Consider the following 5,915-nt stretch of genomic DNA (forward strand, 5'->3'; position numbering starts at 1 on the left):
GAGGTGTTGGCCCGGTTTGTGGGTCGGCGTTCGAAGCGGCTTGTGGTCAGTCATGCTTTTCATTCGGCGTTGATGGAGCCGATGCTGGCGGAGTTCCGTGCGGTGGCTGAGTCGGTCACGTATGCGGTGCCGCGTATGGCGATGGTGTGTGACACGACGGGCCTGTTGGACGAGGCGGGTGAGTTGAGCACGCCCGAGTACTGGGTGCGGCATGTGCGTGAGGCTGTCCGGTTCGCCGACGGGGTACGGACGTTGGCCGGTCAAGGCGTCGATGTCTTCCTTGAGTTGGGCCCTGCCGGAGTGCTGACCGCGATGGCCCAGGAGACGCTGGAGGAGGAGACCGGGAGCCGGACGGTCGCCGTCGCCGCCCAGCGTCCGGACCGCGGGCAGCCGCGCTCTCTCCTCGACGCGCTGGCCGCACTGTGGACGCACGGCGCCGACGTCGACCTCGCCGCCCTGACCGACGGCTCACCGGTGGGTCTGCCGACGTACGCGTTCCAGCGTCGCCGCTACTGGCAGCAGGACCTGCCGCGCGGCGGCGGGGACCCGGGCGCCTGGGGCCTGGAGGCTGCCGGGCACCCGATGCTCGGCGCCGCCGTCCCCCTGGCAGGCGGCGAGGACACCCTGCTCACCGGCAGCCTCTCGGTGCGCACCCACCCTTGGCTCGCCGACCACGTGGTGGCGGGCGCCGCCCTGGTCCCCGGCACCGGCCTGGTCGAGATGGTGATACGGGCCGGCGACGAGGCGGGCTGCCCCCGCCTGGAGGAACTCGCCCTGCGGGCACCGCTCTCGGTGCCCGCCTCCGGCAGCGTCGCCGTGCAGGTACGGGTCGGCGAGGAGGACGACTCCGGCCGCCGCCCGGTCACCGTGTACGGGCGCCCGAACGGCGAGCGCGAGTGGACCCAGCACGCGGACGGCGTGCTCGCCCCTCAGGAGCCCGGCGAGGCCCCGGACCTGGAGGCGTGGCCGCCGGTCGGCGCCGAACCGGTCGAACTGGACGGCTTCTACGAGCGGTTGACCGACGAAGGCTACGGCTACGGGCCCGCGTTCCAGGGGCTCAAGGCCGTATGGCAGCGCGGCGACGAGGTCTTCGCCGAGGTGCGGCTGGCCGAGCGGGAGCAGGCGCAGGCCGGCCGGTTCGGCCTCCATCCGGCGCTGCTCGACGCCGCACTGCACGCGGGCCTCGCCGTCGGTGGCCCCGGCGGCGAAGTACGGCTGCCGTTCGTGTGGAGCGGGGTCAGCCTGTTCGCGGAGGGCGCCGCCCAGGTCCGCGTCCGGCTGGCACCGCGCGGCGACGGGGAGCTGACCCTGCGCCTGGCCGACACCGCGGGACGGCCTGTCGCCGAGGTGGACCGGCTGGTGACCCGCCCGGTGACGGCCCGGCAGCTCAAGCGGTCCGCCGACCAGGACGCGCTGTTCCGCCTCGACTGGAACCTGGTCGCGGCGGACGGCACGCTGCCGGCCGGAAGCTGGACGGTACTCGACCCGCAAGGCCGAGTGCCCTCCCCCTGCCCCGAGGTCGGGGTGCTGACGGTGTCCCCGGCCGACGGTGCGGAGACGCGGGACGCGGTCCGCTCCGAGACCGGGCGGGTGCTGAGCGCCCTGCAGACCTGGCTGTCCGACGAAGGTGCCGTCGACGCACGGCTGGCCGTCGTCACCCGGGACGCGTTCACGGTGCGTACCGGGGACGCGGCGCCGGATCCGGTACACGGCGCGATCTGGGGCCTTGTGCGCTCCGCGCAGACCGAGCACCCGGGACGGTTCCTCCTCGTCGACCTGGAGGGTGGTGCCGACCTGACCGACGCGCTGCCCGCGGCGCTCGCGGCCGGCGAGCCCCAACTGGCCGTCCGCGGCGGCGACCTGCTGGTGCCGCGCCTCGGCCGGGCCGCCGACGGCGGGGCGCTGATCCCGCCGGCAGGAGAGTACTGGCGTCTCGACGTGACCGAGCCCGGCACCTTCGAGAGCCTGGCCCTGTTGCCCGCGCCGGAGCGGTCGGCGCCGCTCGGCCCGACCGAGATCCGCGTCGCGGTCCGCGCCGCAGGCCTCAACTTCCGCGACATCCTGCTGGCCCTGGACATGTACCCCGAGCGCACCGTGATGGGCGGCGAGGCGGCCGGTGTCGTCACCGAGGTCGGGGCCGAGGTCGGGAACCTGGTACCGGGGGACCGGGTGACCGGCGTGGTGCCCGGCGCGCTGGGCACCACCGCGGTGACCGACGCACGCACCATGGTCAGGATTCCCGACGCCTGGACGTTCGAGCAGGCGGCCTGCGTGCCGGTGGCCTACCTCACCGCGTACTACGGACTCGCGGACCTCGCCGGAGTACGGCCGGGCGAGCGGGTGCTGGTGCACGCGGCGGCGGGCGGCGTCGGTACCGCCGCTGTGCAGATCGCCCGCCACCTGGGCGCCGAGGTCTTCGGCACCGCAAGCCCCGGCAAGTGGGATGCCCTGCGCGCCGCAGGCCTCGACGAGACGCACACCGCCTCCTCGCGCACCCTCGACTTCGAGCGGGAGTTCCTCGCGGCGACCGGCGGACACGGCGTGGACGTGGTCCTGGACAGCCTGGCCGGGGAGTTCGTGGACGCCTCGCTCAGGCTGCTGCCCGGCGGTGGCCGGTTCGTCGAGATGGGCAAGGCCGACCTGCGCGACCCGGCGCAGGTGGCCGTCGATCACCCCGGCGTCACCTACCGCGCGTACGACATGACGGAAGCCGGCCTGGACCGCACGCAGGAGATCCTGACCGAGGTCGTGCGGCTCTTCGAGACCGGCGAGCTGCACCACCCGCGGGTCACCGCCTGGGACATCCGGCAGGCCCCGGAGGCCTTCCGGTACATGAGCCAGGCGCAGCACATAGGCAAGATCGTGCTGACCCTGCCGCCGGTGTGGAACACCGAGGGCACCGTCCTCATCAGTGGCGGCACCGGCACCCTCGGCACACTGCTCGCCCGGCACCTGGTGGCCGAACACGGCGTGCGCAACCTGCTGCTCGTCGGACGACGCGGACTCGACGCCCCCGGCGCGGCCGCGCTGAGCGAGGAACTGGAGGCCGCCGGCGCCGAAGTGTCCGTGGCCGCCTGTGACATCGCCGCCCCGGACGCGGCTGCCGACCTGCTCGCCAAGATCCCCGCCGACCGTCCGCTGACCGCCGTGATCCACCTGGCGGGCGTACTGGACGACGGCACCATCGAGGGACTGACCCCGCAGCGGCTCGACACCGTGCTGCGGGCCAAGGCGGATGCCGCGCTCACCCTGCACGAGGCCACCCGGGGTCTGGACCTGGCCGCCTTCGTGATGTTCTCGTCCGCCTCCGCCGCACTCGGCAACGCCGGACAGGCCAACTACGCGGCAGCCAACGCCTTCCTCGACTCGCTGGCCCAGCGCCGCCGGTCCGAGGGACTGCCCGGACAGTCGCTCGCCTGGGGGCTGTGGTCACAACAGGGCGGCATGGCAGGCGAGTTGGGACGCGGTGAACTGGCCAGGATAGCCCGGGCCGGTCTCGCACCGATCACCGGCGAGCAGGGACTCGCCCTGTTCGACGCGGCCCTGCTCACCGACGAGCCGCTGCTGCTCCCGGTCCGCCTGGACGAGGCCGGACTGCGCCGCCACGCCGACACCGTGTCCCCGCTGCTGCGCGGTCTGGTCCGGGCACCCGCACGGCGAGCGGCGAGCACCGCCGACGAGGCCGCCGGTGCCTCCGAGGCCGAGGTGCTGCGAGAGCGACTGGCCGGACTCGACCGGGAGGGACGGAGCCGCCTGCTGCTCGACCTGGTCCGCGGCCATGCCGCGAAGACGCTCGGCCACGGCGGCCCCGAGGCCATCGACCCCGAACGAGGCTTCATGGACGGCGGGTTCGACTCGCTCACCGCGGTCGAACTGCGCAACCGGCTCGGCGCGGCCGTCGGCCGCCGGCTCCCGGCCACCCTCCTGTTCGACTACCCCGCTCCGGCGTCTCTGGCGGAGTACCTGCGTACCGAACTCGCCCCCGACTCCGAAGACGCGGACGACGGGCCGGACCAGCCGGCCACCCGCGACCTCACGGCCGACATCGACACCGAACAGGCGGTCAGCGCCGTGGACGACCTCGACCTGGCCGGCCTGTTGCGGCTGGCACACGACACCACCGACAACGACACACACGTCGAATCCGAAGGGCAGGGCTCGTGACCACTGACGCCTCCACCGAGCAGATCGTCGGCGCGCTGCGGGCCTCACTGCGAGAGACCGAGAAGCTGCGCCTGCAGAACCGCAAACTCCAGGACGCCGCCCACGCGCCGATCGCCATCGTCGGCATGGCCTGCCGCTACGCGGGCGGCGTCAGTTCGCCGGAAGATCTCTGGGAACTCGTCTCCGCCGGACGTGACGCCGTCACCGCACTGCCCGAGGACCGTGGGTGGGACGTCGAGGGCATGTACGACCCGGCCCCGGACGCGCTCGGCAAGGCGTATGTGCGCGGCGGCGGATTCGCCGACGACGTCACCACCTTCGACGCGGACTTCTTCGGCGTGCCCCCGCGCGAGGCCCGCACCATGGACCCGCAGCAGCGGCTGCTGCTCGAGAACTCCTGGGAGGCGATCGAGCGCGCCGGGCTCGTCCCCCGCTCGCTGCGCGGCTCCGACGTCGGTGTCTTCTACGGCACCGGCTGGTCCGACTACGCCACCCGTCTGGCGCATCCGCCCGCCGAACTGGAGGGCTACTTCGTCACCGGCAACACCCAGAGTGTCATCGCCGGCCGCGTCTCGTACCTGCTCGGCCTCGAAGGGCCCGCGGTCAGCGTCGACACCGCGTGCTCCTCGTCGCTGGTGGCCCTGCATCTGGCCGCCCAGGCACTGCGTAACGGGGAGTGCTCACTCGCGCTCGCCGGCGGGGTGAGCCTGATGGCGGGCCCGCGGGTGCTCACCGAGTTCAGCCGCATGCGGGGTCTGTCGCCGGACGGCCGGTGCAAGGCCTTCGCGGCCGAGGCGGACGGCTTCGGTCCGGGCGAGGGCGCCGGTGTGCTGCTCCTGGAACGCCTCTCCGACGCTCGCGCCAAGGGTCACCCGGTCCTCGGCGTGCTGCGCGGCTCCGCCGTCAACCAGGACGGTGCCAGCAGTAACCTCTCGTCCCCCAACGGCCCGTCCCAGCAGCGGGTGATCCGTGCCGCTCTTGCCGCCGCCCAGATCGCTCCCGGCGACGTCGACGCGGTCGAGGCACACGGCACGGGCACCCCGCTGGGCGATCCCATCGAGGTGCAGGCGCTCCAGGCCACGTACGGGAAGGGCCGGTCCGCCGACCGCCCGCTGTGGCTCGGTTCGGTGAAGTCGAACATCGCGCACACCCAGGCCGCGGCCGGTGTGGCCGGCGTCATCAAGATGGTGATGGCGATGCGGGCGGGCGTGCTGCCCCGCACCCTGCACGTCGACCGGCCGTCCCCGCACATCGACTGGGACGCCAGCCCCGTGTCGCTGCTCACCGAGGCCAGGCCGTGGCCGGAGACGGACCGACCGCGCCGGGCAGGTGTGTCCTCGTTCGGCATCAGCGGCACCAACGCGCATGTGATCGTGGAACAGGCCCCCGCCGAGAAGGAGGCCGAGCCCGCCGCGACTCCGGCCGACGTCCCCGTGGTGCCGTGGGTGATATCGGCCCGTACCGAGCAGGCCCTGCACCAGCAGGCCCGGCGCATACGGGAGTTCGTGACCACCGGGTCCGCACCGCACGCCGTCGACGTCGGCCACTCGCTCGCCGCCACGCGCAGCGTCCTGGAGCACCGCGCGGTGGCGCTCGGCGCCACTCGCGAAGAACTCCTCGACTCCCTGACCACGCTCGCCGAGGGCAACGGCCCCGAGGGTGTGGCTCGTGGTGGTGTGCGGACGGCGTTTTTGTTCTCGGGTCAGGGTGCGCAGCGTGTGGGGATGGGGTGTGGTTTGGCTGCTGCGTTT

General features: G+C 73.4%; 2 protein-coding genes. Both read left to right on the forward strand.

The features are described from left to right. The first annotated feature begins 18 nt into the window (after positions 1-18). A complete protein-coding gene (locus tag AB0E78_RS41705; protein WP_361844905.1) occupies positions 19-4,164 on the forward strand; it encodes an SDR family NAD(P)-dependent oxidoreductase in 4,146 nt (1,381 codons plus the stop codon). Continuing rightward, a partial coding sequence (locus AB0E78_RS41710; RefSeq protein WP_361844908.1) for a beta-ketoacyl synthase N-terminal-like domain-containing protein occupies positions 4,161-5,915 on the forward strand: 1,755 nt, incomplete at its 3' end. The genes AB0E78_RS41705 and AB0E78_RS41710, both read left to right, overlap by 4 nt.

Source organism: Streptomyces sp. NPDC032198 (assembly GCF_040636975.1).
Taxonomy (GTDB): Bacteria; Actinomycetota; Actinomycetes; order Streptomycetales; family Streptomycetaceae; genus Streptomyces.